Origin of the sequence: Nostoc sp. TCL26-01, from assembly GCF_013393945.1 — a bacterium.
Taxonomy (GTDB): Bacteria; Cyanobacteriota; Cyanobacteriia; order Cyanobacteriales; family Nostocaceae; genus Trichormus.
Genome location: NZ_CP040297.1, coordinates 3,885,228 through 3,910,356, shown reverse-complemented (window position 1 = coordinate 3,910,356; position 25,129 = coordinate 3,885,228). Strand labels below are relative to the sequence as shown.

Genomic DNA, 25,129 nt, shown 5'->3' with positions numbered 1-25,129 from the left:
ACAAGCAGTCCTTAAGCAATAACCAGGATGTCATTGGCTGTTAAGGCTGGAGCAACGATGAGGCTAGCAATTTGCTGTTGTGCCGCAGCACCAGTACCATCAACGTCAAAGAACAATCCACCCGTCACAGAATTATAGATAAAGCGTTGAGAAGCGGTTGTTGCAGAGATACCCACAAAGAACTGAAGACCTGGAAGTACACCAGCTGTTAAACCACCACCAAAACCAGAGGCAGAAACCCCAATCTTATCAGCACCAGGAGTAAAATCAGTGATGATATCTAAACCTTCCCCAGGATTTAAGAAGGTGAACTGATCGTTGCCAGCACCGCCAATTAAAACATCAGCACCACTACCACCGATAAGATTATCATTACCAGCGTCACCTAATAAGACATCACTGCCAGCACCGCCCTTAAGAACGTTGTTGCCAGCATTGCCACTAATACTGTCATTCTGAGCAGTACCTGTGACATTCTCGAAATTGTTGACGGTGAAGCTGAGGTTAGTGTTAACGCCACCAATCAGCACATTGTTTGCTGTCAAGCTGTTGGTTGCCAGATTGGCAGTGATGCTTGTGTTCCCAGTAGCTGTGGAGGAGTCAATTGTATCGCCCAGTAGGACGGAAGCAGTGATGATTTCAATCCCATTCAACTGGTCAGTACCAAATCCACCTGCTTTGGTGACAGTACCTGTGGGGCCAAGAACGATGGTTTGTCCTAGCGCACTGTAATTGGCAGTGTCAGTACCGACATCGCCGTTGATGGTGTCATTACCTTTACTACCACCAAACACATCATTACCTGCACCACCACTAAGAACGTTGTTAGCCGTATTGCCGGTAATGCTGTCATTGCGAGCTGTACCTGTGACATTCTCAAAACCACTGACGGTGAAGCTGAGGTTAGTGTTAAAGCCACCAATCAGCACATTGTTTGCTATCAAGCTGTTGGTTCCCAGATTGGCAGTAATGGTTGTGTTCCCGGTGGCTGTGGAGGAATCAATCGTATCGTTCAGCAGGTTAGAAGCGATGATGGTTTCGACTCCATTCAATTGGTCAGTACCAAATCCACCTGCTTTGACAACAGTACCTGTGGGGCCGAGAACGATGGATGTTCCCAGTCCACTGTAGTTGGCGGTATCAATGCCGGCATCACCGTTAAGGGTGTCATTGCCTTTGCTACCACGCAACACATCATTGCCACCACCACCACTGAGAATGTTGTTGCCACTATTACCAGTCAGGTTGTCACCACCAGCAGTACCGATGACATTCTCAAAGTTATTGACGGTGAAGTTGAGGTTAACAGCCACACCACCAATTACCACATTGTTGACAATCAAGCTATTGATACCTAGATTGGCAGTAATTGTGGTGTTACCAGTTGCTGTGGAAGAATTAATCGTATCGCCCAGTAGGACAGAAGCGGTGATGATTTCAATCCCATTCAACTGGTCAGTACCAAATCCACCTGCTTTGACAACAGTACCTGTGGGGCCGAGAACAATGGTTTGTCCTAGCGCACTGTAGTTAGCGGTGTCAGTACCTGCATCGCCGTTGATGGTATCATTGCCTTTGCTACCACCAAACACATCGTTACCAGCACCGCCTTTAAGAATGTTGTTGCCACTATTACCAGTAATGCTGTCATTCTGAGCAGTACCGATGACATTCTCAAAGTTATTGACGGTGAAACTAAGGTTAGTGTTAAAGCCACCAATCAGCACATTGTTTGCTATCAAGCTGTTGGTTCCCAGATTGGCCGTGATGCTTGTGTTACCAGTTGCTGTGGAGGAATCAATTGTATCGCCCAGTAGCAGAGAAGCGGTAATGATTTCAATCCCATTCAATTGGTCAGTACCAAATCCACCTGCTTTGACAACAGTACCTGTGGGGCCGAGAACAATGGTTTGTCCTAGCGCACTGTAGTTGGCAGTGTCAGTACCTGCATCGCCGTTGATGGTATCATTGCCTCTGCTACCACCAAACACATCGTTACCAGCACCTCCACTCAGGATGTTGTTAGCGTTGTTGCCAGTAATACTGTCGTTTTGAGCTGTGCCTCTGACGTTTTCAAAACTACTAACAGTGAAGTTGAGAGTTCCTAAACCAGGAACATTGTTAACAATCAGAGAATTAGCCAGTAAATTTACTGTTACTGAGGTTGGACTGGTGGCATCAGAAGCATCAATCCAGTCGTTGAGTGATGAAGTTGCAAAAATTCTCTCGACTTGAACCAGTTGGTCTGTCCCAAAGCCAATGCCTTTGGTGACGGTTCCAGTGGACTTCAAGGTGATTGCTTGGCCTAAAGCACTGTAATCGGCTGTGTCAATCCCACTTTCACCATTGAGTAAGCTGCTGCCACTGGCATCTAAGACGAAAAAGTAATCATCCCCAGTGCCACCGATGAGGGTATCACTGCCAGCATCATTAAACAGAATGTCGTTGCCGCTTTCGCCGAAGAGAAGATCGTTACCAGTTCCACCAAGTAAGATATCATTGCCATTGCCGCCAAAAAGGAAGTCATTGCCGCCTTGGCCAAATAGGAAATCGTTCCCATCCAGTCCAAAAATAAAATCATGAGTGGCTTTACCAATCAAAACATCATTACCAGCAGTGCCAATAATGATGTGAAATAGCTTTTTAACAAAAGTAGCATTGGCTACCTGGGCATCAGTCTTTGAAGAAGTTAAAAGTACATCACTTGAAGACAGTGACTGACTAGCAGTCAAAAATTCCTCGAAAGCAACTGGATCATTTGCTACATCAGGAGCAAACTTGATAACAAAATCATTAAGTGTATCGCTAGTGGTGGCAATAACTTCGGCTGGCGGGTTAGCCAACTGAATTGATTCCACAAAAGCTGCATCAGTGAACAAACGGACGAAATCAGTAGCAACTACCTTTCCTGAAAGTAATTCCTCATTCAAAGTATCAAGGTTGAATTCAGGTGAGGGTTTAATGTCCACAATGGTGGGGTCTGTAACAAACTCATCTGCCACTGGTTGAAGAGATGTAGTCATGTACTGTGATTTTCCTTCCGTTAAATATTTGCCTGGACTTTGACTTCCGACAAAGTGCTTAGACAAATATAAATAAAACATTAAATTGTTTATCTTGAACGTTTCCTAGAACACATTGAATATGAAGTTTTTGTAAAGTGATGTACTTTTAACATATAATTTCCTTGTTCTGGCTGGATTTAGAGGAATTTGCCTACCTCAAAGTTATGCAAAAATGTAATTTATGTTGTTTCGGCACTGATATGAAATTGGGTTCCGCAGATTATGTTGAGTTGCGCAAAGCCTCCAACGCCACTTGCTACAACGCGGGAAACCCGATGCCAGTTTGCACAAGTCGAGCCACTGAGGTCTTGGGGGTTTCCCCCATGAGCAAGTGGCGTTGGAAACCCGCCCATGCAACTGGCTCCGCAACGCAGTGGCTTTCCAACCTACTAATACTACTCAGTGGTGATGATTTTTTGATGATACAGCAGCTTAGATTGAGTAACTTAGCCTAAATACTGTTGGATTTGTTGTGTCAGATAAGTTTTGATTAAATCGAATGTCTCTAGAGGAAGACCAACCGTACCTAACGCAACAAGGAGACTCAAAGTTCCTAAAATTAATGCTAGGGTGCGACCAAAACAGCCAGGATTAATTTCCAAAAATCCTAGTTTTATCTGTCCTAAAACAGAAATTACTAGAAAAACTATACCCGCTATTAATAAATAATTAGTTAAGTCTGAATTTATCATCTATTGTTATAGAGTCCCATTATTTGAATTTTAGCAGAATGAGATGGCGATCGCCCAACTCAGATTACAATTGGACATTTACTATATTTTGGTCAAACTTCACCCTGTTTACTTAGCCATGACTTGATCCCGTCTATATTGGCAAAACTCAAATATCTCAAATTTTATCACTACTACACTAGACTTTTGCTTCACCTCTAGATTAAACTACACTAATAAGGTAGGAATAGTGTATTTTATGCAAACCGTCGAAAAAGTTAATCAGCAACCTCATCTAGCAGCAGACAGCATCCAGGAACAGTTACAACAAACTGCATCCGGAGACTTGAACACAAACGTTTTTAAAAAACTCAGAGGTGGTTTTTTTCTAGTATTGGGATATCTATTATCTCCCTTGTGCTGGTGGAATGATTTGTTGTTTAATTTGCCAATCGCCTACGGTTTTGGTTATCTATGTAGTCTATTTTCTCCTAACTTATTTATGCCTTGTGCAATTGTGGGTTACTGGCTCTCAAATGTGATTGGTATTCTGCTAATGCAATTTGGTTCTCAGGATATTTTTCAAAAAACATCCAAAGAGCGTAACCTCAAGAAAGAATTATTTTCTGGTTTGATATCTTCAACTGTTTATACTTTGGTAATTATTGCATTAGTTCAGTTGCAGATTATTGACACACCTGATTTATTTCCTCGATAGTCAATGGTCAATGGTCAATGGTCATTAGTCATTTGTATTTTAGGGTGGGCAATGCCTACCCTTTTATTTTACAAGACTTGATGGATGTTCTCATCTATGGGGAGCAGAGAAACAAAAAAATTGCATAAGTTTTGAGATTAGTTCTGTTAAGTAACTAATTAGACTTAACTATATTAAAGGAAAAATCTATGCAGCTTACAACTTTGCTCAATTCTATATTTATCGTAGCGTCTCTGGCTTTAATACAAGGCATTGCTGATGCTCAAACAGCTACAAATAACATCAGCAAGACAACTCAAACTAACATAGGACAATCAGGTTGCATACTAAACTGTCGTTAAACTAGCCTGAGTTGCCAAGGCGATCGCCTGTGGTAAGATACGGTGTTCCTGAACTTGAATTCTGGCGTGGAGTGTTTCTGCTGTATCATCTGGCAAGATAGGTACAGCCGCTTGCATTAATATCAAACCGCTATCTACTTCTAAACATACTAGATGCACTGTACAGCCAGTAATTTTTACCCCAGCTTGTAAAGCTTGTTCGACAGCATGAAGACCTTTGAAGCTGGGTAATAAACTGGGATGGATATTGAGAATTCTATTGGGAAAAGCTGCGATAAATACTGATGTGACTACCCGCATCCAACCAGCTAAAACTACCAGATCGACATCATATGCTTGCAGAGTTTGCACAATCTTTCTGTCGAAAGCTTGGCGATTGTTGTATTCTCGGTGATTCAACAAAACTGCATCAATACCTCTATTAGCTGCTTTTGTGGCTACTTTTGCTGTAGGATTATTATAAATTAAAACTTGTATTTGGGCATTAAGTTGCTTGTCGGCGATCGCTTGAGCAACTGCCTCAAAATTGCTACCACTACCAGAAGCCAATATCCCCAATTTCCAAGGTTTGCCATCATAAAATTGATGAGTATTCATGCTAGGAGAAACAAGGCTCAAGGTAGAATCAGGGCAAAGAGTCATAATATAATTCAAAATTCCCATAATGTTATTCTGATACCCGACTTCATTAAAGGAGTTGAGCATCTTGTTAGTCAAGAATAATTAGCCCAGAGGAAAATTATCATGCCAAAAGCATACCCTAAATCATGGTTAGACAATGATACATTTGCTGCTTGGACTTTTCTTGCACCTGCTGTAATTTTGCTAGGTGTGTTTGTTTTATGGCCTATTGCCTATTTGTGTTACCTCGGCTTTACTGCTGGTAGCTTCACTTCCACAGGTATTTATTGGGTAGGGTTAAAAAATTACTGGCGATTGTTACTAAACCCTGATTTTTGGCAAGTTATTAGTAACACTGTTTATTTTACTCTTGCTTCCTTAATACCTAGTTTAGTTATTCCTCTGGGACTAGCAGTATTACTCAATCTTTCTCTAGCATTGCGGGGAGTATTACGGAGTGCCTATTTTCTGCCATCAATTATTTCTTTGGTAGCGGCTGGGTTAGGATTTCGCTGGTTATTTCAAACTTCCGGGCCTGTTAACGCTTTTTTAAATATATTGGGTATCCCAGAGATTTCTTGGCTAGGAGATACATTTTGGGCAATGCCTGTAATTATTATTTTAAGTATTTGGAAACAATTAGGTTTTAATATGGTGGTGTTCTTAGCAGGGTTGCAAGCTATCCCACCCAGTCGCTATGAAGCAGCCGAATTAGACGGTGCTAATGCTTGGCAACAATTTTGGCATATTACTTTACCAGGATTACGACCAACTATTATATTTGCCACCATTACCACTGCTATTTTTACATTGCGGAGTTTTGAGCAAGTTTATGTCATGACTGGTGGTGGCCCTCTCAATACAACTAACTTACTTGTTTACTACATCTATCAAGAAGCTTTTGGTCAATTTGATTTTGGTTATGCTGCCGCCGCCGCTACAGTATTATTAGCTTTTACTTTGGTATTAGTTTATTGGCAATTACGCACTTGGGGAGAAGAGTCGCAATAGGTAAGAGTCATTGGTCATTGGTCATTAGTAGGTTGGATGGAGGCTTTGCGTAACGCAACATGATCTGCGGAACCCAATGTATATCTTGGTGTTGTGTAAAACAGTAGAGACGTTGCAATGCAACGTCTCTACATAATTTATATGTATCATGATTAACGTGAAATGGTATGACATCGATATTTGCCAGGATGGTATCTATTAAATGATAAAACTTGTATACTGCAAAAACTAGAATTTTCTAAGTGTGTCATTTGTTGACACTATTAACATTCCCTGACTTTAATGAGACATAGGAACTGTTAAAATAGCTGAACAAAAGTATCATTTACCAGTGCAGAGAAATCTACCGATTTAGCTTTCAGGGTGCAATTTCGATACACACTTACTTTGACAATTGACATTTACGCTCATTGACACTCGCAGGTGAACACCATGAGAAATTTTGCTGAACCGCAAGAATTAATACTGAGTCAAATCAAAGATAAATTTTGTCAGCGTCGAGATTTCAGTGGCTGTGATTTAAGTGGGATGAATTTAGTGGGTGCAGATTTAAGCTTTGCTAATCTATGTGGTTGTAATCTCAGTGGTGCAAACCTCTCTGCGGCAAATTTAATGCAATCTAATTTACGGGAAGCTAATTTATGTGAGGCTAATTTATCGGCCGCTAATCTGATGAATGCGGATTTAACTGATGCAAATTTGTGTAGGGCTAATTTGTGGCGATCGCAATGTCATAAAATTAATCTCTGGGGTGCTTCTTTATGCGAGGCTAATTTGCATGAAGCCGACCTCAGTCAAGCGACATTAATAGAAGCATCTCTAATAGAAGCTAATTTATGCAAAGCAAATTTGACTGATGCCAAGTTATCTGGAGCTATATTACTAGAAGCTAACTTAACAGCCGTCAATTTAACTAATGCGAACCTGACCTGGACAAACTTAACTAAAGCTAATTTAAGTGACGCTAAACTGCAAGATACCAAAATTGCCTATGCTAAGTTGCGAGATACGATTATGCCTGATGGTAAAATCAGTTACCCGCAAATAGTCATTTTTGAGTGAACTAAAATTCTTTTCGAGAGAAAATAAAAATAGCGATCGCTAACAACATGGTACTGTAAACTATGCCATAGCCCGCATGACCAATTAATGTGGCTGTATCTGGTAATGCTTGCAGACCATAAACAGCATCATTTTTTAAATCTAACCGAGATAAATCAGGCAGTATTAAGTATAAACTTTGGATAGCCTGTTCTATTACTGGATTGCGGCTAAGTCGGCTGAAAGCGACTAAATTTTGTGTAATATTCCCCATCAAATACACAGCAAATGTGAGAGCAACTGCTAACAAAGAGCTAGTAAATACTCCGAATGTAATGGCAACAGCAGTCATTAAAGATAATTGCAAGCACAAAAAAATAGCCGCAATTAAAATACTTGTTGTCGGATGGGAAATATTGCCAAACTGCAAAAAGACTAAATAAATTGCCGTCATACTAGCAATCAAAACAGTCAACACAGCCGATAAACCAAAAAATTTACCCGCAATCAATTCTCCACGACTGAGAGGTTTAGCAATTAATAACAAAATAGTTCGTTTCTCAATCTCTTTATTAACTAGTCCCGTACCAATAAACACAGCGATAATCAAACCGATAACGTTCATCGCCGCCAGTCCAAAATCTAGAAACATTTTGTCGTCGGTACTAGCAGCAAACTCCGGTAAAGCCCGAATAGCGATCGCCAAAATCAGAGCATAAAGACCGATAATATATAAAATGCGATCGCGCACAACTTCTTGGAATACATTCTTCGCAATTACAAAGGTTTTAGCCATAGTTAGTTATTAGTCAATGGTCAATAGTCAATAGTCATTGGTCAATAGTCAATAGTCATTGGTCACTCCCTCACTCCCTCACTCCCAACTCAGCACGGGCTAAACGCCCCGCTACCGCTAACAGCACTTAGCACTCATTACTCCCTCACTGCTGTGGTGGTGGTGAACCGACGAACATTTTATTAGTGCGATCGCATTGTATCTCTGCTACTGTGTTTTTATCTTCCGCTAATCTACGGCTTGTATTAGTCGTTCTCGTAGATACTGGGACTTGGGTTATCTGGCAGGATTTTCTCAGATAATAACCACGGGGATTAGAAGTTGGGCCTTCCCAAATATTCAGCAAATCTAACCTGTAACCAGATGGAATATTAACTGCACGTGGTTCTACACGCCACAGTTCTTTTTCTTCATATTGACCCAAATTTTTCTCTATTACCTGTTGACCTAATTGACGTACGTTGACATTTGCTTCAATCAACCATCTCTCAGCTACTGACCAAGGTTTTTCTGCAATCTGTTCTTCAACTAATGGTTGTAACCTATTGAGGACAAGAACACCATTTTGCGGCATCTTTTCTGGTATATCTCGATTAATCACAAAAGTACTACGACTAAAGTTGTCTGCCAATAAACTAGGGTATTCTTGCAACCATTTATCCATAACAAAATAAAACTGCAACCAGCAACTTAACATCATAGAACTAGCGACTAAAATGATAATTTTTTGCCGAGCTTCTGGTTTGGGAATCTTGGCTGTAGAATCTGTATCTGTGCCTTCAATAAATTCTGGAAGTGCTGTAATTAATGCTGATATTGTCGGCCACAGAACAATTGTTCTCGGTGTAATTATATCTTGCTGATTACCAAAAGCAAAAACACTGACTAGAAATCCTGTCAGAACAGCTCCCACCGGCATAAAAGTACCTGGAATCCTCAAAGGATCATCAGTGGTATACCAAGCTGTACCCGCAATTAAAAATAGCCATCCACACAGAGCGATAAAATCCCGAACATACCCCAAAGCAAAATAAGATAATCCCCAAGAAAAGACACTCAAATAAACTAACGTCTGCCAAGAAAAAGCCTTGGGTGGAACTAAGATTTTTTTAACTCTTTCATAAACATCTTCAACAATTTTGAATACCCCAAAAAAATCCTTGATTAAAAAACTCATAAATATACCTCCATCAACTATTTAGGTATTTACTTATCTATTACGCAGTAGTAAAATAAGAGTAATGCCAGTGTAACTTAATGAATTAGCAATCAGTGTAGTCGTAACTAAATTTGTACCTTGAAATCTAGCTCTACTCAAAATGCGCCATTTTTGACGCTGAAGTACTTGTATTTCTTGCTTATCCTTACCTATTTTTAAATCATCACTTAAGGAAAATACAAATATTCTGAGCAGGAAAAACTTCATCAAAAAAGTGGCAAAGAAAATACTAAAAGTAGTTAAAATTATCATTCCTTGAGCATTAGGTGATTTAAAAATATTAAAAAATACATAGCCAATTAAGTCTGCTTTTAATTCTACTGGCAGTACAGGCTCTATAAAAAAGAAGATAACCCAACCAAGCACCCCAGAAAATATATTGACAGCGATCGCATAAAAAGTACTAGTTTTTTTATCAAACTTCAAGCGCAGATGATAGACATAAGCTTCTATCGGGATAGCAATCAGTAAAAATAATAAATTAAACAAAAATGCACCCACAGGCAAAATACTCGGCAGCGTAATGTCTTCAAACATAAGTAACCAAGAGAAAAAAGAAACTGTAGAGAGTATAGCCGTAATTTACGATCTTGGTGTGTATGAAGTAGTGAGTAGTGAGTGCTGAGTGAGGGAGTGACTAATGACTATTGACCATTGACTAATGACTATTGACTATTGACCATTGACTAATGACCATTGACCATTGACCATTGACCATTGACCATTGACCATTGACCATTGACCATTGACTAATGACTATTGACTCTTACCTTCGGTAAGATAGGAGACTGCCACATTAGAGCTTTGCAACAGATGACAAGGAACGGTATCGGTATCCGCACGGCGCAAGTGCGTTCAGAACGGCTTACTGGTCAAATTCACATATATGATGGTGTGGGTAAAGGTAAGTCTCAAGCAGCTTTGGGGGTTGTTTTGCGCTCGATTGGCTTGGGGATAAATACACCCAACAATTCTAATCGGGTACTATTGCTACGGTTTTTAAAAGGGCCTGAGCGTGATTATGATGAAGATGGAGCGATCGCTGCCCTACAGCGTGGATTTCCACATTTAATCGATCAAGTCCGCACTGGGAGAGCAGAATTTTTTGGTGTGGAGGAGATTACAAATTTTGATCGTGTGGAAGCGGCGCGGGGTTGGGATGTAGCCAAAGGAGCAATTGCTTCTGGTTTATATTCTGTTGTCGTTTTGGATGAACTTAACCCCGTCCTCGATTTGGGCTTGCTTTCTGTTGATGAGGTAGTGCAGACAATAAAATCTAAGCCGCAAGAATTGGAAATCATTGCCACTGGTAGAGGTGCGCCACAAAAATTACTCGACATTGCGGATTTGCACTCAGAAATGAAACCCCAACACCATCCCATTGCCAATGAACTCTTGATTCAAGGGATCGAAATTTATACAGGTGCGGGTAAAGGTAAATCTACCAGTGCTTTAGGTAAAGCTTTACAGGCCATTGGTAGAGGTATCAACCATCCCGGTTCAACGCGGGTACTGATTATGCAGTGGCTCAAAGGTGGTAGTGGTTATACAGAAGATGCAGCGATCGCCGCCTTACGTCAATCTTATCCGGAAGTGGTGGATCATCAACGCTGCGGTCGAGATGCGATCGTCTGGCGCAATTCCCGCCAAGAATTAGACTATATAGAAGCCGAACGGGGTTGGGAAATCGCCAAAACAGCGATCGCTTCTGGACTCTACAAAACCATCATCCTCGATGAACTTAATCCCACCGTTGACTTAGAATTGCTTCCCGTTGAACCCATTGTCCAAGCTTTATTACGTAAACCTCGTGACACCGAGATTATCATTACTGGCCGTTGTCAAAATCACCCTGATTACTTTGATTTAGCCAGCATTCACTCGGAAGTTTATTGTCATAAACACTACGCTAATCATGGCGTAGAACTAAAACGGGGTGTTGATTTTTAAATTAGTCAATAGTCAATAGTCAATAGTCAACAGTTTAAAAAAACTTGATTTTGACTATGGACTACTTGATTTGATTCCTGAAATTACTTGCGTAGCGAGAGAATAGGGAACGAAGCAAGTATTAGATGTAGGTTGGATTAAGTGCATTGGCTCCCCAACTGACAATTCTTGACTATACTTATACTGTAATCTTGCTACGCTAGTAAAATCGCCTTGAGAAATTAAACTAAACTAACTTTACCTTGTATATTTCGATTGACAAGGTAGTTAATTCCGCGAAAGCTCAATTTATAGGTTACGGATGGTTGAGTAGTATCTTCCATTGGGGCGCTGGGGTCAACATGATAACTCACTCCACGATACATTAAATTATAAGCTGTTCCTCTTCTGGCAGATGGTTGAAACGGCTGTTGTACTTCTCTGTTTGCAACACTATGAGGATTGCATTCGTAGCTAGCACCGCGATAATAGAGTTTCATTTTTGTCTCCTGTCGATTTGCTGTTGAGGAAGATTGATGACACTTGAACTATCATCGGTAAACTGGAGATTTATGCAAAATTCTGGAAACAGATGAGAAATCAAGCGGATGCTAGCAAAGTCCCTATCGGAATTCGCTTTGATAAGTGAACTGATTTGAGCAGATGAATTAATTTACTGCTTAATTTCAAGGTCGTACAACTGACATAAGGTAAGCAGTTTTTGTTGAATAAGCGATCGCACATTCTCCGGCGCTACAATTACACAATCAGGAGCATATTGCATCACTTCTCGAATAAACCAAAATGTACTAAAGACACGCCTCACAACTCGCCGTATTTTTTGTGTATCTGGAAGCCATTCATTGATTTTGTCTTCTGGTTTAGGTTGATAAGCAAAGGCTAAACCTGTAAATAGATACATTTCTACATCTATTTCTGATAACCCCAAACGCCACTCACCCGTCACAGGTAAAACTGCTGCGTCGTGTATTCTATCTAAACGCAAACTCCAATTGTGGTGTAATTCTTCTACATCCAAGTTACCCTCGGTTTCCTCACACCAACAATCAAGATATTGACGTTTTTCGTGTGGTGTAACTTGGGCGTAACGTACAGTAAAATTCCAAACGTGATGTCTAGCATCTTGATAACTAAGTTGAAACGGTTGCTGACGTAAGATGTAACGGTCTATTTCTAAACGCCACTGTGGCGGTAAGTTTCCGATAAAACTTTCAATCTCGGTTCGCAGAAGTATTGGTAGTTCACTACGTTCGAGTAACATTTGTGCGATTATCTGTGCTTGCTCATTCTGCCCGATGTCTGCTAATACTCGCATTGCTCGGTCAAGCGCACGGATACGCGATTCTTTCCAGTCGTAATTTTTACCAATAGTTAACTGATGACGAGCGATCGCTTCTATGAGTTTAGAGATATTCGGGCGATCGCCCCACATCATACCAAATTCCAGAGCTAAGTTTTCTAACTCAGCTTTATCGCGTTCTGATATCGACAGTGTAATAGATTGACCTTTTCGACTCATTAAAAATGTCCGTATACTTTATACAGCTATTCTCTTGTCAACTTCTATTTTGCGTGCCAATATAGTTTTTAACAACCAGTTACGGACACTATTTAAGTTTATGTCCGAAAGTTACAAAATTAATCTCAAACCCATTTATTCCCAAACCGTCCCCACACCTGATGGGGTGCAAATACCAAAAGGTTGGTCACTATCTTGGCATCAAGTCGCTACTTTAGAAGCACTACGTAATCCCAATATTGACGTAGTATTCAACACTGCAATGACAGGCGATGGTAAAAGCTTGGCTGCATATTTAGAAGTTCTTCAGGGGGAATTTTCCGCAATTGGACTTTACCCAACTAACGAATTAGCCCGTGATCAAGAAACGCAGATTCAAGGATATGTAGAAATATTTCAACCAGCAAATCAACCGCGTGTAGTCAGATTGAGTGGTGCTGATTTAGAAATTTATGCAGAAAATGAAGGATTGAAAAAAGGTCAAGCAATTGGTACGCTTACCAGCCAAAGAGAAGCCTTATTAACCAACCCTGATATTTTCCATTATTTACATAGAGGGGCTTACATAATTCACGGTGATAGTCCCGACAAACTCTGGGGAAAAATCGACAAAGATTTTGACTTGTTTATTTTTGATGAATTTCATGTTTTTGCTGCACCACAGATAGCCAGTGTGATTAACACCATGTTGTTAATTCGCTGTACAAATCGCCGCAAGAAATTTCTGTTCCTTTCTGCAACACCAGATAGTAATCTAATTGATAGATTAAAATTGGCGGGATTTCGTTGTCAAGAAATCAATCCTATTGAGCAAGATAAATATCAATTTCCTGATACACTAGAACAAGAACAGCAACTTAAAACCCAAGGATGGCGACAAGTTGCACGGACAATCTCGCTGAATTTTATTCCTCTAGAACCGAGCTTTAAAGCATCAGAAGCTTGGTTAAAAGAAAATAGCAATTTGATTTTAGAGCAGTTTCAGCAATATCCCGGAAGTAAAGGAGCAATAATTCTTAATTCCATTGCAGCAGTTAAGAGACTTAAACAATTTTTTAAGCTAATTTTCCAAGCTCATGATTTAACAGTAGAGGAAAATACAGGTTTATCAAGTAAAACTCAGAGAGAGGATTCATTAAAAGCAGATTTACTTATTGGCACTAGTACTATTGATGTAGGTGTCGATTTTAAAATCAATTTCTTGATTTTTGAATCTTCCGATGCAGGTAACTTTATTCAACGATTGGGTCGCTTAGGTAGGCATGATAACTATGAGAAAGATGGTAAAGAAATTCAGTTTCAAAATTTTACAGCTTTTGCCGTAATTCCTAACTTTTTGGTAGAACGTTTATTTCTGGGAGATACACCACCTTTAGAAGTCAATCAAATTTGCGATCGCCCTAGTTTTCATCACATAATTGCTGATAAATATCGCCAAATTAATGATTTTCGTGGCTATTACAAACGTTGGGGTGCAGTACAGTCAGTTAAAATTTGTTGGAAACTGCAAGATAAGACCATTCAACAACAGTATGCAGCTAGTTTAAAGGCATTTAGCCAAGCTTGCGAACAGGTTTTTGATACTAAGCTGAAGTGTCATGCAGGCAGTATAAAACGATGGTTGAAAGAATGGCAGGAGATAGGAGGTAAATCAGGAAATCCCATTGCAGATGATGCTGCTAGTTTTCGCGGTTCGAGTCCTCTGCAATGTGGTTTGTATGATTTGACCGAAGAAAATGAACTAGACAGATTTAAAACCTACGATTTACCAAGCATTTTAGGGAATTTAGAAATTGAAATGTGGACAGATGCGGCATTTACACGGACACTTAAAGAAACCGCAGCACGCACTGGACAACCCATAGCCAAAGGCAGATTTGCTCACTGTCTAGCATTTATGAAGTTGCGTTCCTACCGCGAGGAACGGCTAAATTGGAAGTTTACTTATTCTGGCGACTTGCAACCAATTGCAGATGCTTGGAAAGTTCAGGTTTTAAAGGGCGTGGAAATTTGGCAACCTGAAAACTACTGGATTGGGGAAATTAACAAAAAATTGAAGAAAGAAGGTTTAGTCTGCTACGTGCTGCGCCGTCCTGTAGCGGAAGTGCGGATGCGGCTACGGCTACCGATGCACTTTCAGATTTACCCCATTAGCGATCAGTATAGCTTTCATGATGCTAACGCACCGTATGCGATCGCTTTTGGTCAATCAGCATTGTTGCTTGATACTTTGGCGTACACATTTAAAAGCAAAGGAGATGAGATATGGATTGGTTGAGGTTTCAATCCCTGATAGGGATTTTAGGCACTGATTTACAGTCGGAGGGCGTAAGCCTGCAAGTGCAGCAACGGAAATTTCAATCCCTGATAGGGATTATTAGTTACCCTCTACATTCAATTATATAGAAATGTGTCCTCAAAATTAAACTTGTCTTCAGATGCTGAACTTATAAAGCTGTGTTAAAGTCTACTTGGTGGCGTAAGCCTTCAAGTACAAAGACGGAGATTCGCTGTTCCGATGCTTGCATCCGTGTAGCGTAACACCTTTTTATGAACTTTAAAGGGCATAAACCACCATTCAGACAAATCCTGGAGATAACAAAAATGAGTGGTGAACAATTAGTTCTCTTTGATGTGGAACTTTACACAGTTGGGCAGGTTGCTCCAGTCAATAGTAAAGAGTTTCAGGTTGAAGAAGTTCAACAGTGTGTCAGGTACGAGCAACTCGTCCTATTTCCACAACAGCCTCATCAAATTCGTAGAGAGTTATTGATATTGGCTGCTTAAGTTAACTAAGGGGGCTAAGAATTCATCATTTCAAAAGCCCCCTCTTTAAACTTAAACATCTTTGAGATAAACCATGAACGAACAAAAACTATTAGAACGAATCACAGTCAACCCACAAATATTTAGTGGTAAACCAATTATTCGCAGTCGCCGCCTAGCTGTTGAACATATTTTAGAAATGATAGCGGCAGGAGACAGTATCGAAACTTTGCTACAGGGTTATCCTTGGTTGGAAAGGGAAGATATACAAGCCTGTTTAATCTATACACGTCGGTCAGTTTGTGATGAATAAGTTGAACATTTACCGCTATGAGTAAACCAATTCCAGACGATTACAGAAATTTACTAATGGAAGTCAAACAACGCATTCGTTCTGCTCAGTATGAAGCACTGAAGGCCGTAAATAAAGAACTCATTGCTCTCTACTGGGATATTGGACGGATGATTTTTACCCGACAACAGGAAGCTGGCTGGGGAAAATCTGTAGTAGAACAGTTAGCAAAAGACTTACAAGGAGAGTTTCCAGGAATTAGCGGATTTTCTGCTCGTAATATTTGGAGAATGCGAGATTTTTATCTGACTTATCACTCGAAAGAAATTCTGCCACCAATGGTGGCAGAAATTGGATGGACTCACAATATAGTTATTTTAGAGAAGTGCAAAGATGACTTAGAACGCGAATTTTATATCAAAATGACGCGCAAATTTGGCTGGACAAAGAATGTTTTGATTCACCAAATTGAAAACCAAACCTATGAAAAAACTCTGCTAAATCAAACTAATTTTGACCAAACTGTTTCATCAGAAATTCGTAACCAATTAAAACTAGCTGTTAAAGATGAATATACTTTTGATTTTTTGGAATTAGGAGATGAATATAGTGAACGACAATTAGAAGAGGCAATTTTAACCAGAGTTGAGCCATTTTTACAAGAGATGGGCGGTAAATTTGCATTTATTGGTAGTCAATATCGCCTAGAAATTGATGATGAAGAATATTTTATAGATATCCTGTTATATCATCGTACTTTAAAGTGTTTGGTAGCTATAGAACTGAAAATCGGCAAGTTTCTACCTGAATATGTCGGCAAAATGCAGTTTTATTTAGCTGTTTTAGATGACAAAGTAAAACTACCTGATGAAAATCCGTCTGTGGGAATTATTCTTTGCAAATCTAAACAGAAAACAGTTGTTGAATATGCACTCAAGGAATCTAATAAACCGATTGGTGTAGGCACTTATCAAGTAGTATCAAAATTGCCTCAAGAATTAAAAAATCAACTACCTGCTCCTGAGCAAGTTGCCATATTATTGAAAGGATTTGAATAGAATTAGGTAGGTACGAATAAACCTAGTTTTTAAATCTATAAGTTTGGCATTGTAACAATATCCGTTTTATGTATGACAAGCTAATTCTTATTTAATCTTATTGAGTTAAGACGATGGCTAAAAAAAGTAAAACTTCAGATGATTTTCAACAATTATCGCTCTTAGAAACAGAAAACGATACTGATTCTGATACAGCAGATGAAGATTGGTTATCGGGTGATTTTGGATTTGATGGTGATGGTAGCCGCACTATCGAAACCCAAGCAGAATTACTCAGTCTAAAACTACTACGCGAAGCAATTCAAGCACAAAATCCTGATGATTCGGTAATGGCAGATTTTGCTGAATATGTGTTACCAAATCTTTTACGTATAGCAATTGGTGTAACAGCTAAAGGTGGAAAGTATTTTGATGCGATCGATCAGCAACGAGAAGCCGAAGGAAAAACTAAAGTCAGAAGAGATAACGCTGCTGATCAATCATTGAATACACACTTATTAAATGGATTATTCCCAGCTAATTTAATTGAGAGACGGTTACAGCAACTCGATACAACAGTCCGGCGAGTGGTGAAAGAAAAAGAACGGCGTTTAGTAATTGCTGGGTTTATTTTACATGACTTTGAAAAGTTCCCTGATGTCCCAAATGATTGCCGCAAGTTGCCGTTAGGAGAACATCGTCCAATTATTGATATAAAAGTTCGTCAATTGGGACTGGATAAGTTTATTAATCCAGAGAATCCAGAGACTTATCAAGAATATATTGATGATTTATTGTGCATGGCTTATAATGCACAAAGTCGCTGGGATACTAACTGGAACTTTTCAGAATTTGGGTTGAATCCAGTATTGCGCGATCGCACTCTGCGACAATTATCAGGTTTAACTTTATTAGCTGACTCCCTCGCCTCAATTGTTAAACATCCCCAAGATGCAGAACACCCTAAACTTAAAGAAGTTCTCCACTTTTTAAGTGATGGACAATTAAAACTTACCTATCACAGCATTGCTGAAAATAGAGGGGTTTTAACTAATGTCGTTAACAATGCTTTAATTCAGGCTCATACTAGTCTGAATACAGAGGAGGATATCTATTATGAACCTCTGTTATATCTGCCAACAGGCGTAATTTATTTAGCATCTCGTTATGCACCTCCTATTTCACCACAAGATTTACCAGACAGAGTAGTTGATAATATTAAATCGCTTTGTGCGGGACAACTACACCTGAGACAAACAGGTTTTGGTAGAGATGGTAAAGGCATGAAATATGCCGAATATTACAACTTATTTTTTGACTCTCCTGGCTTGATGCAGGTAGCGTTAGATGCAACTTTACGCATCTTAAATCCTAACAAAGACTCTGTTGCTAAAAGTCGCAGTGAGAATTTAATTAAGTTTCAGCAACAAAGTGTTTTATCGGCTGACTATGACTTTAAATTTGATGATGATATCCGCATTGATCAAATAGCTGAGTTTGGTGATTTAGTTAGTCGCAAAATCTGGGATGAAACAGTAAATAGGATTGAGGATATTCGCAAGAAAAATAAAAAGTTGCCAGAAGTACCAAATTTAGATTTAACTCATAAAGTCGCAGAATTTTGGAACTTGACAACATACTTACCCCAAATTCGAGAAATTCAACGCATTAACGAAAGCCTCAAAGAAAACAAATTAAAAGGCAATACGGGAGGTGTACCGTATGAATGGTATTATCTTGCAGCCAAATATTTAGAAAATCATCCTGGAATTGAGAGTGTACGTGACACTTGTCAGCAAGTTATTCAATATCTCACAAACTTAATTTCACCCATTATTGCACAGTACGAATTACCTGATGGTTGGGATGATTTAAGGCTTTGGGTATCACGAGTTGTGATGTTATCCAACACGCATCAAGAAGCATCAGCGACAACTCAAGTCGATACATTTTTAGCTGAGTTGAGTAACTATAATGCTGCCAAAAAACCAGGACGGGGTAGACAATTAATCTGCTCCATTTCCCATTCTGCTTACACAGTTACAGAACAGATGGAATCGGCAGTATTATTTACTCCCCAAGTTTATACAAATAAGCAAATGTTAGGAGGTTCTAACGCCAAGCGCAACATCTCTAGTATTGCTGGTGTAGAGATGATGCTGAGGCAAATTTTAATGAATCAAACGCAAGCAGTAGGTAAACGATTTGAAGATGGTAAATATCGCTATCTCTACTTTTATCCGACTTATTATTTCACACCAGAAACCAACAAGTTTTTACAGAAAGCTTACAACGGTATTGCTCAAACTCGCTTTGATACTAGCGTTCGTAATCACTTTATCACCAAAGATTTACAAGCGAACTTAGAACGAGAAAATTATCAAAGTGTCGATGCTTTTTTAATTGATGAAAACTTACAACCTGACAAAGACCGCACATTTAAACTGTCTTATCCTGAAGACCAACCTTTAACATTTTATTTCATGGCACTACCACCAGGACGAGATAGCACCGATACCGAATCTTGGATAATGCCAAGTTGGTTGGCGTTTGCTTTTCCGATGATTTTAGATGTTAAAACTGTGGTGTCTGAGTCACCAATTCCTCCATTTAATGATGGTGCGGAATTTGAAGAAAGCGTTTTTCTCGATAGTGCGCCTCATGCTTTCCGTGCATTAGTCAGACGCGATCGCTTCCGTCTAGATTACATCCTGGAAGGTTGGCATGACAACGGCATTCAATATCCCGCACCTCTAAATGTGCTTACCGCCGCCTACGCAATCCATCTTGATGTGAATGCTAGACAAGGTAAATCTGGTTACGATGCCAACTGGGGTAGATTTACTGAACTAGCAAAGGATTTTGAAACTAGTCCTTTGTACGTTTTTTCTTACCTCAATCGTTGGGTACGTAACCAAGGAAGTGAAACAGCACGTATCGAGAAAATTAGGCTTTATGCCTATCATTTTTATCCTTGTTTTGACCCTTATGTGCAGTATGACATGAACACAAAAACGTTGATTGTGCAAGCAGAATCAAGTCTGAATCATCCAAAGAATTTAACAGAACTTTATCGCCGTTTTTATCGAGCGAATAAGCGTTATAATCCTAAATCTAATGCTGTGTTAAAACCAATTGATATTGCAGCAGAAACTATCCTTAAAGCTGAATCAAGTGTATTTCATGGAGAAACATTAGTAGCGGCTGTTGCAGCAGAAGTTTTTAAACTAATGGATCGCGTTCATGCTTCCACTGCGGAAGGACGCTGGGTAATGAGTAAACGCGAAGAAGAAAGACAAGCTGTGTTGGATTTTGCCAAGTATTTTGTCATCGAAGTATTTGAGAAAGCTTTTGCTGGCGATCGCGCTCGTTTAGCAGGACGACAAATCAATTTAATTCGTGATACTTGTGAGTTTCTTTACCGTTTAGAAGACGACAAAGAAAACGCAGCTAAAGGTGATAAATCCACCGAATCTGACGATGATTAATTAGCTATCTGAAGTCAAAATTACTAAATCATTTGGAGATGAATATGGCATTGCTCAAAACTGTTGATTCTCAGTTATTTCAAGCCGAAATTCCTTATAAACCAATGGGTAAATACGCCCACTTCCTGACAATTCGTATCACAGAATCTTACCCTTTATTTCAAACAGATGGAGAATTAAATAAAGCACGAGTTAGAGCCGGAGTTAAAGATAAGACTACAATTAGTCGTTTGTCAATGTTTAAGCGCAAACAATCTACCCCAGAACGTTTAGTAGGACGAGAATTACTCCGAAAATATGAATTGATGAAACCGGAAGACTGCGAATATAACGTCAACTTTGCAATGGATAATCCTGACTGTATTATTTATGGTTTTGCGATTGGTGATTCCGGTTCAGAAAAATCAAAAGTTGTAGTCGATACAGCATTTTCTATTACTGCATTTGATGAATCTCACGAAACTTTTACCCTTAATGCTCCCTTTGAAAATGGTACAATGGCTTCCAAAGGAGAAAATGGTTCAAAACCCGGTGAAGTTACTAGCAGAATTAACCAACAAGACCACATTAGACCGCAAGTTTTCTTTCCTAGTATTGTCACCCTCAAAGACCCCACAGAAGCTAGTTTCCTTTACGTTTTTAATAACATTTTACGCACCCGCCATTATGGAGCGCAAACAACTCGTACAGGTAGAGTAAGAAACGAGTTAATAGGTGTTGTATTTGCTGACGGAGAAATTACCAGTAATCTGCGCTGGACTCAAGCTATATATGACCAAATGAAAGCTAATAATTCTCTAACATCTCCTGATCCTTTAGATGAAGATGAAGTAATTACTGCTGCTAAAAATGCTATTGCAACTTTGATGTCGGAAGAATTTATTGTGCATACTGACTTTATTGGTGATGCTTTTGAGCCTCTATTTCAAGAAGTAAAAAACCTCACTGCGAATGAAACAGGAATTAAAAGCATCTTACAAAAAGCTGATGCTGAAGCTAAGGCTTACGCCAACAAACACATTAGTAAAAAGAAACCTGCTGCGAAAGCGGGGAAAGAGTGATGGTATTGATTTACCGTTGTCAATTAGAATTGCACGACAGCCTCTATTTTGCTACTCGTGAAATCGGACGACTCTACGAAACAGAACCAGTAATTCACAATTATGCTCTCTGTTATGCACTGGGGTTAGTTGATAGCGAAATCTATTCTACCACCGTTGCTGAAGAAGATTCCTATCGTTATTTTTGTCCTGAACAAGTACCAAAATATGAGGAGCATTTAACACCTCTGAATCAACAAGGTATTTATGTCACTCCAGCGCGTTCTATGGGACATTCTGCTATTCTCAACACATGGAAGTACGCTAACAACAACTATCATGTGGAAATGGAGAAAACCCAGAAGAATATCCCTAGTTTTGGCAGAGCAAAGGAGATAGCAGCAGAAAGTGAATTTGAGTTTTTTGTGATTTCTCAAAACGAACTGAAATTACGCAAATGGATTCGCTTAGGTAAGTGGATGAGTAAGGCGGAAGTGACAGTTGAACAGTTACCTAAACCACAAATCACTGAAGGTATATTTACTTGTAAATATCCTTTCAATCCTTTGGATGTGATGTTTACTAATCAAGTGATTAGCTACGATGTGGTGAATATGCCTCCAGTTAGTCTAATTCAAAATGTGCAAATGCGAGGACAATATTACTATTTTGGTGATGTTAAGGATGTAAAAATTCCGGCTCGGATGGCATATCATTTTCGTAGTTAATTATTACTGCATCGCTCCCCACTTGTGAAACACTACCAACAACAACCAAACGCCTTCCCTAGCGACTATCTTAACCACCTTTGGGGAGAAATCCATGCTTGTCCTTACTTTGCTGTCAACAACCTCAACCGCGATTTTGTCGGTACTAAGGGATTTTCTGTAGTGTTCAGGCGATCGCACATTCTCAAAGTAGCGCAAAACTTCCCCTACTTCCAACCGTACCTAGATTTGGCTCTCCAACCTAACTGTAACGCTTTTTACCTCAATCCTTTACTCCTCAAGGAAGGTTCCCGTGTAGATCCACATATAGATCGTTCTCTGCGTTCCTATTGCAAAACCATTGAACCGCCTATGTTTGTTAGTGTGCTGTATGTGCGAGTACCAGAGGATATGCAGGGAGGGGAGTTGGTACTCAAGTCGCACAAACGTCAACTGGGACAAATTAAGCCACAGATGAACACCTTAATTTATTTCCAAGGAGATTTAACCCATTCTGTAAATGCTGTGAAAACGCCAGGAAATCGCTTGAGCTTGGTTTGTGAACAGTATAGTTTAAACGATGGTGAACTCCAAGACATTCCAGAGTTTACCATTGAATCCAGAGCCAATCACCTTAACACCAAAAAACGCACTTAAGGTTTTGAATTTTGAATTTTGAATTTTGAATTATTTAATATGCCTCATAGTTTAGTCCTTAATTTGTTGCCCCAATCACCAATTCCTCCACAATATCTCACTGGCAGACATTTACACGCCCTATTTCTCACCCTTGTTAGTTCAGTTGATAGCACATTAGGCGATCGCTTACACAATGCTACCGCAGATAAAGCTTTCACTCTCTCACCCTTGCAAATTAGGGGACAGGGGGATAGGGGACAGGAGCGTGGTAGGTATAAAGCAAGAGTTTCTCCTAGTCATTTACAATACTTTCATCAGGAAGCTATTCCCGCCGGAACTCCCTGCTGGTGGCGTGTTTCTCTCCTTGACGACACCCTTTTTAGTCAACTAACGCAACTATGGCTCAATCTAAACCCTAGTCATCCTTGGCATCTCGGCCCAGCTGACCTATATATTACCAGCATTCAAGGCACACCCCAATCTACTCAACCTTGGGCAAATGCTTGTACTTATGCTCAATTGTATGAGCAAGCTAGTGAAAGCGAACGCACTTTTAATTTTACCTTCTCCACACCTACAGCCTTTCGTCAAGGACAATATGATACCACTCTCCCCACGAGAGAATGTATTTTTAACTCGTTACTTTCTCGCTGGAATAAATACAGCAACATAGAATTTTCTCAGATTGGGCTTGAGTCAATATTTCCCTCATTTCTCAACATTCATACAGAAATAGTGGCTGATTCCCGGAGTAAATTTATTGGCATTCTTGGAGATATTAGCTATCGGATATTAGGGGATGCTGAACCAATGCAAATTAAGCAAATCAACGCTTTAGCTGATTTTGCTTTATATGCAGGAGTGGGACGCAAAACTACAATGGGTATGGGAATGATACGTAGGTTACAGGTTACAGGTTATAGGTTATAGAAAGAGAGTATTAAAAAGGGTATAGGTTAGAAGTGATGAATAAGTGGAAATACTACTTGATGGCAATCCTCTGATTTTCAAGCAATCTCATATAAAATGTCACCCGTCACCTGTCACCTTTCCCCTATTACCTATTACCTATGAAAATTGAATCCCATCGAGATTTAATTGTCTGGCAAAAATCAATGGATATGGTGGTGCAAATATATCAATTAACCAGCAATTTTCCATCAACAGAAATATATCGAATTACATCACAAATTACTCGTGCAGCTATATCTTTTCCTGCAAATATAGCTGAAGGTCATGGACGTAGCAGCAGCAAGAATGATTATGCTCATTTTTTATCTATATCTAAAGGTTCATTAATGGAAACAGAAACTTTTTTGATGCTGGCTGTAAGACTTAATTATCTGACTCTAGCTCAAGCTAATCCAACATTATCTCTGATTACAGAAATCAGCAAAATGCTCACTACTCTTCGTCATCGTGTATTAAAAAGCTAATGACTAATCAAAACATCACAAATATTCTTTCACCTGAAATACCTCATCTGTCACCTGTCACCTGTCACCTGTCACCTGAAGAATACGTTCCAATTGCCGCATTGAATCAATATGCTTACTGTTCCCATCGCTGCTGGCGGATGTTTTGTGCCAATGAATTTGTTGATAATCAATATACCATTGAAGGCACAAGTTTACATGAGCGCGTCCATACGATAGGCGAAGGACACCGGGAGGAAACTTGGCAAATCCGAGCGATTTGGTTGAAGTCAGATAAGTATAAACTCATTGGTAAATCTGACTTAATTGAATCCCAATCTGGTCAATTTTATCCGGTGGAATATAAGCGGGGACACAAAGGTGAATGGGATAATGATGAATTGCAAGTCTGCGCCCAAGCTTTGTGTTTAGAAGAGATGACAGGGCAAACAATTACTACAGGATATATTTATTACGCCCACTCTCATCAACGACAATTGGTAGAGATTAATCAAGAGTTACGGCAAAGTGCGATCGCTACCATTCAAGCCGTCACAAATTTGCTCACAACAGGCATAATGCCTAAACCAATTTATAGCAAACGCTGTGAAGGATGCAGTCTTAATTTGCAATGTTTACCTAGAGCTTCCGCAAGAATAAAAACTTATCAAGAAGCTAACTAACTTTTTAACTATCTTGATTTTGTGTTTAAGTCTGCAAGAACAGACTAAATTTGTGTAGCCAAGATTTTTCATCTTTTGGCTAATAATTAACATATCCATTGTAGGTGAAA

General features: G+C 39.5%; 24 protein-coding genes. 16 read left to right on the top strand and 8 right to left on the bottom strand.

Annotated elements, in window-relative coordinates; all coding sequences use genetic code 11:
* Positions 1 to 11 precede the first annotated feature (11 nt).
* Together FD725_RS16960 and FD725_RS16955 are read right to left on the bottom strand one after the other, a co-directional pair.
* Positions 12 to 3,023 (bottom strand): calcium-binding protein, encoded by a 3,012-nt coding sequence (locus FD725_RS16960; RefSeq protein ID WP_179049220.1) that lies wholly within the window; start codon positions 3,021 to 3,023, stop codon positions 12 to 14.
* A gap of 488 nt (positions 3,024 to 3,511) precedes the next feature.
* A complete protein-coding gene (locus tag FD725_RS16955) occupies positions 3,512 to 3,757 on the bottom strand; it encodes a hypothetical protein (protein ID WP_179049219.1) in 246 nt (81 codons plus the stop codon).
* Positions 3,758 to 3,995: 238 nt separating this feature from the next.
* Between FD725_RS16955 and FD725_RS16950 the strand changes: the two genes are divergently transcribed.
* Entirely contained in the window at positions 3,996 to 4,454 is a 459-nt protein-coding gene (locus FD725_RS16950) for a hypothetical protein (protein ID WP_179049218.1), read from the top strand.
* Between the two features lie 188 nt (positions 4,455 to 4,642).
* On the top strand, positions 4,643 to 4,795 hold the full coding sequence (locus FD725_RS16945; protein WP_179049217.1) for a hypothetical protein: 153 nt from the start codon (positions 4,643 to 4,645) through the stop codon (positions 4,793 to 4,795).
* Here the strand turns inward: FD725_RS16945 and purN are convergent.
* Entirely contained in the window at positions 4,781 to 5,437 is a 657-nt protein-coding gene (purN, locus tag FD725_RS16940) for a phosphoribosylglycinamide formyltransferase (protein WP_179049216.1), read from the bottom strand. The two genes, FD725_RS16945 and purN, sit on opposite strands and share 15 nt — an antisense overlap.
* A 102-nt stretch (positions 5,438 to 5,539) precedes the next feature.
* On the opposite strand from purN, the gene FD725_RS16935 reads away from it, so the two are divergent.
* Positions 5,540 to 6,427, top strand: coding sequence for a carbohydrate ABC transporter permease (locus FD725_RS16935; RefSeq protein WP_179049215.1), 888 nt, complete (start codon positions 5,540 to 5,542; stop codon positions 6,425 to 6,427).
* Positions 6,428 to 6,859: 432 nt separating this feature from the next.
* Positions 6,860 to 7,489, top strand: a complete 630-nt coding sequence (locus tag FD725_RS16930; protein ID WP_179049214.1) for a pentapeptide repeat-containing protein — start codon at positions 6,860 to 6,862, stop codon at positions 7,487 to 7,489.
* A 1-nt stretch (position 7,490) separates the two neighbouring features.
* Here FD725_RS16930 and FD725_RS16925 read toward each other — a convergent pair whose 3' ends face one another.
* From FD725_RS16925 to fraC, 3 genes are all read right to left on the bottom strand, one after another.
* Positions 7,491 to 8,264, bottom strand: a complete 774-nt coding sequence (locus FD725_RS16925; RefSeq protein WP_179049213.1) for an ABC transporter permease — start codon at positions 8,262 to 8,264, stop codon at positions 7,491 to 7,493.
* 145 nt (positions 8,265 to 8,409) lie between these two features.
* Positions 8,410 to 9,441 carry a septal junction protein FraD gene (gene fraD / locus FD725_RS16920; RefSeq protein WP_179049212.1) on the bottom strand — a complete coding sequence of 344 codons (1,032 nt, stop codon included), beginning with the start codon at positions 9,439 to 9,441 and terminating at the stop codon, positions 8,410 to 8,412.
* 33 nt (positions 9,442 to 9,474) lie between these two features.
* Entirely contained in the window at positions 9,475 to 10,020 is a 546-nt protein-coding gene (fraC, locus tag FD725_RS16915; protein WP_179049211.1) for a filament integrity protein FraC, read from the bottom strand.
* 276 nt (positions 10,021 to 10,296) lie between these two features.
* Between fraC and FD725_RS16910 the strand changes: the two genes are divergently transcribed.
* Positions 10,297 to 11,433: a cob(I)yrinic acid a,c-diamide adenosyltransferase gene (locus tag FD725_RS16910; protein WP_179051566.1), complete on the top strand. Its 1,137-nt coding sequence runs from the start codon at positions 10,297 to 10,299 to the stop codon at positions 11,431 to 11,433.
* Between the two features lie 221 nt (positions 11,434 to 11,654).
* On the opposite strand, the gene FD725_RS16905 is transcribed toward FD725_RS16910, so the two are convergent.
* Both FD725_RS16905 and FD725_RS16900 read right to left on the bottom strand, forming a co-directional pair.
* The gene (locus FD725_RS16905) at positions 11,655 to 11,912 is read right to left on the bottom strand and encodes a DUF4278 domain-containing protein (RefSeq protein ID WP_179049210.1); all 258 of its coding nucleotides are present in this window, start codon (positions 11,910 to 11,912) and stop codon (positions 11,655 to 11,657) included.
* 173 nt (positions 11,913 to 12,085) lie between these two features.
* Positions 12,086 to 12,952: a WYL domain-containing protein gene (locus FD725_RS16900; protein ID WP_179049209.1), complete on the bottom strand. Its 867-nt coding sequence runs from the start codon at positions 12,950 to 12,952 to the stop codon at positions 12,086 to 12,088.
* Between the two features lie 100 nt (positions 12,953 to 13,052).
* Between FD725_RS16900 and cas3 the strand changes: the two genes are divergently transcribed.
* The 11 genes from cas3 to cas4 all read left to right on the top strand — a co-directional run bounded on the left by cas3 (position 13,053) and on the right by cas4 (position 25,019).
* A complete protein-coding gene (gene cas3 / locus FD725_RS16895) occupies positions 13,053 to 15,230 on the top strand; it encodes a type I-D CRISPR-associated helicase Cas3' (protein WP_179049208.1) in 2,178 nt (725 codons plus the stop codon).
* A 326-nt stretch (positions 15,231 to 15,556) separates the two neighbouring features.
* Positions 15,557 to 15,739, top strand: coding sequence for a hypothetical protein (locus FD725_RS16890; RefSeq protein WP_179049207.1), 183 nt, complete (start codon positions 15,557 to 15,559; stop codon positions 15,737 to 15,739).
* Positions 15,740 to 15,812: 73 nt separating this feature from the next.
* Positions 15,813 to 16,031: a DUF433 domain-containing protein gene (locus FD725_RS16885; protein ID WP_179049206.1), complete on the top strand. Its 219-nt coding sequence runs from the start codon at positions 15,813 to 15,815 to the stop codon at positions 16,029 to 16,031.
* 17 nt (positions 16,032 to 16,048) lie between these two features.
* The gene (locus tag FD725_RS16880; RefSeq protein ID WP_179049205.1) at positions 16,049 to 17,068 is read left to right on the top strand and encodes a YhcG family protein; all 1,020 of its coding nucleotides are present in this window, start codon (positions 16,049 to 16,051) and stop codon (positions 17,066 to 17,068) included.
* 113 nt (positions 17,069 to 17,181) lie between these two features.
* Complete coding sequence (cas10d, locus tag FD725_RS16875) at positions 17,182 to 20,535, top strand: type I-D CRISPR-associated protein Cas10d/Csc3 (RefSeq protein WP_179049204.1); 3,354 nt, start codon at positions 17,182 to 17,184, stop codon at positions 20,533 to 20,535.
* A gap of 44 nt (positions 20,536 to 20,579) precedes the next feature.
* Positions 20,580 to 21,596 carry a type I-D CRISPR-associated protein Cas7/Csc2 gene (cas7d, locus tag FD725_RS16870; RefSeq protein ID WP_179049203.1) on the top strand — a complete coding sequence of 339 codons (1,017 nt, stop codon included), beginning with the start codon at positions 20,580 to 20,582 and terminating at the stop codon, positions 21,594 to 21,596.
* Entirely contained in the window at positions 21,596 to 22,303 is a 708-nt protein-coding gene (gene cas5d / locus FD725_RS16865; RefSeq protein ID WP_179049202.1) for a type I-D CRISPR-associated protein Cas5/Csc1, read from the top strand. The genes cas7d and cas5d overlap by 1 nt, the downstream gene beginning before the upstream one ends.
* A gap of 24 nt (positions 22,304 to 22,327) precedes the next feature.
* A complete protein-coding gene (locus FD725_RS16860; protein ID WP_179049201.1) occupies positions 22,328 to 22,939 on the top strand; it encodes a 2OG-Fe(II) oxygenase in 612 nt (203 codons plus the stop codon).
* A gap of 39 nt (positions 22,940 to 22,978) precedes the next feature.
* Complete coding sequence (cas6, locus tag FD725_RS16855; protein WP_179049200.1) at positions 22,979 to 23,851, top strand: CRISPR-associated endoribonuclease Cas6; 873 nt, start codon at positions 22,979 to 22,981, stop codon at positions 23,849 to 23,851.
* Between the two features lie 140 nt (positions 23,852 to 23,991).
* Positions 23,992 to 24,357, top strand: coding sequence for a four helix bundle protein (locus FD725_RS16850; protein ID WP_179049199.1), 366 nt, complete (start codon positions 23,992 to 23,994; stop codon positions 24,355 to 24,357).
* Positions 24,357 to 25,019 (top strand): CRISPR-associated protein Cas4, encoded by a 663-nt coding sequence (gene cas4 / locus FD725_RS16845; RefSeq protein ID WP_179049198.1) that lies wholly within the window; start codon positions 24,357 to 24,359, stop codon positions 25,017 to 25,019. Before FD725_RS16850 ends, cas4 begins: the two co-directional genes overlap by 1 nt.
* Positions 25,020 to 25,129 lie beyond the last annotated feature (110 nt).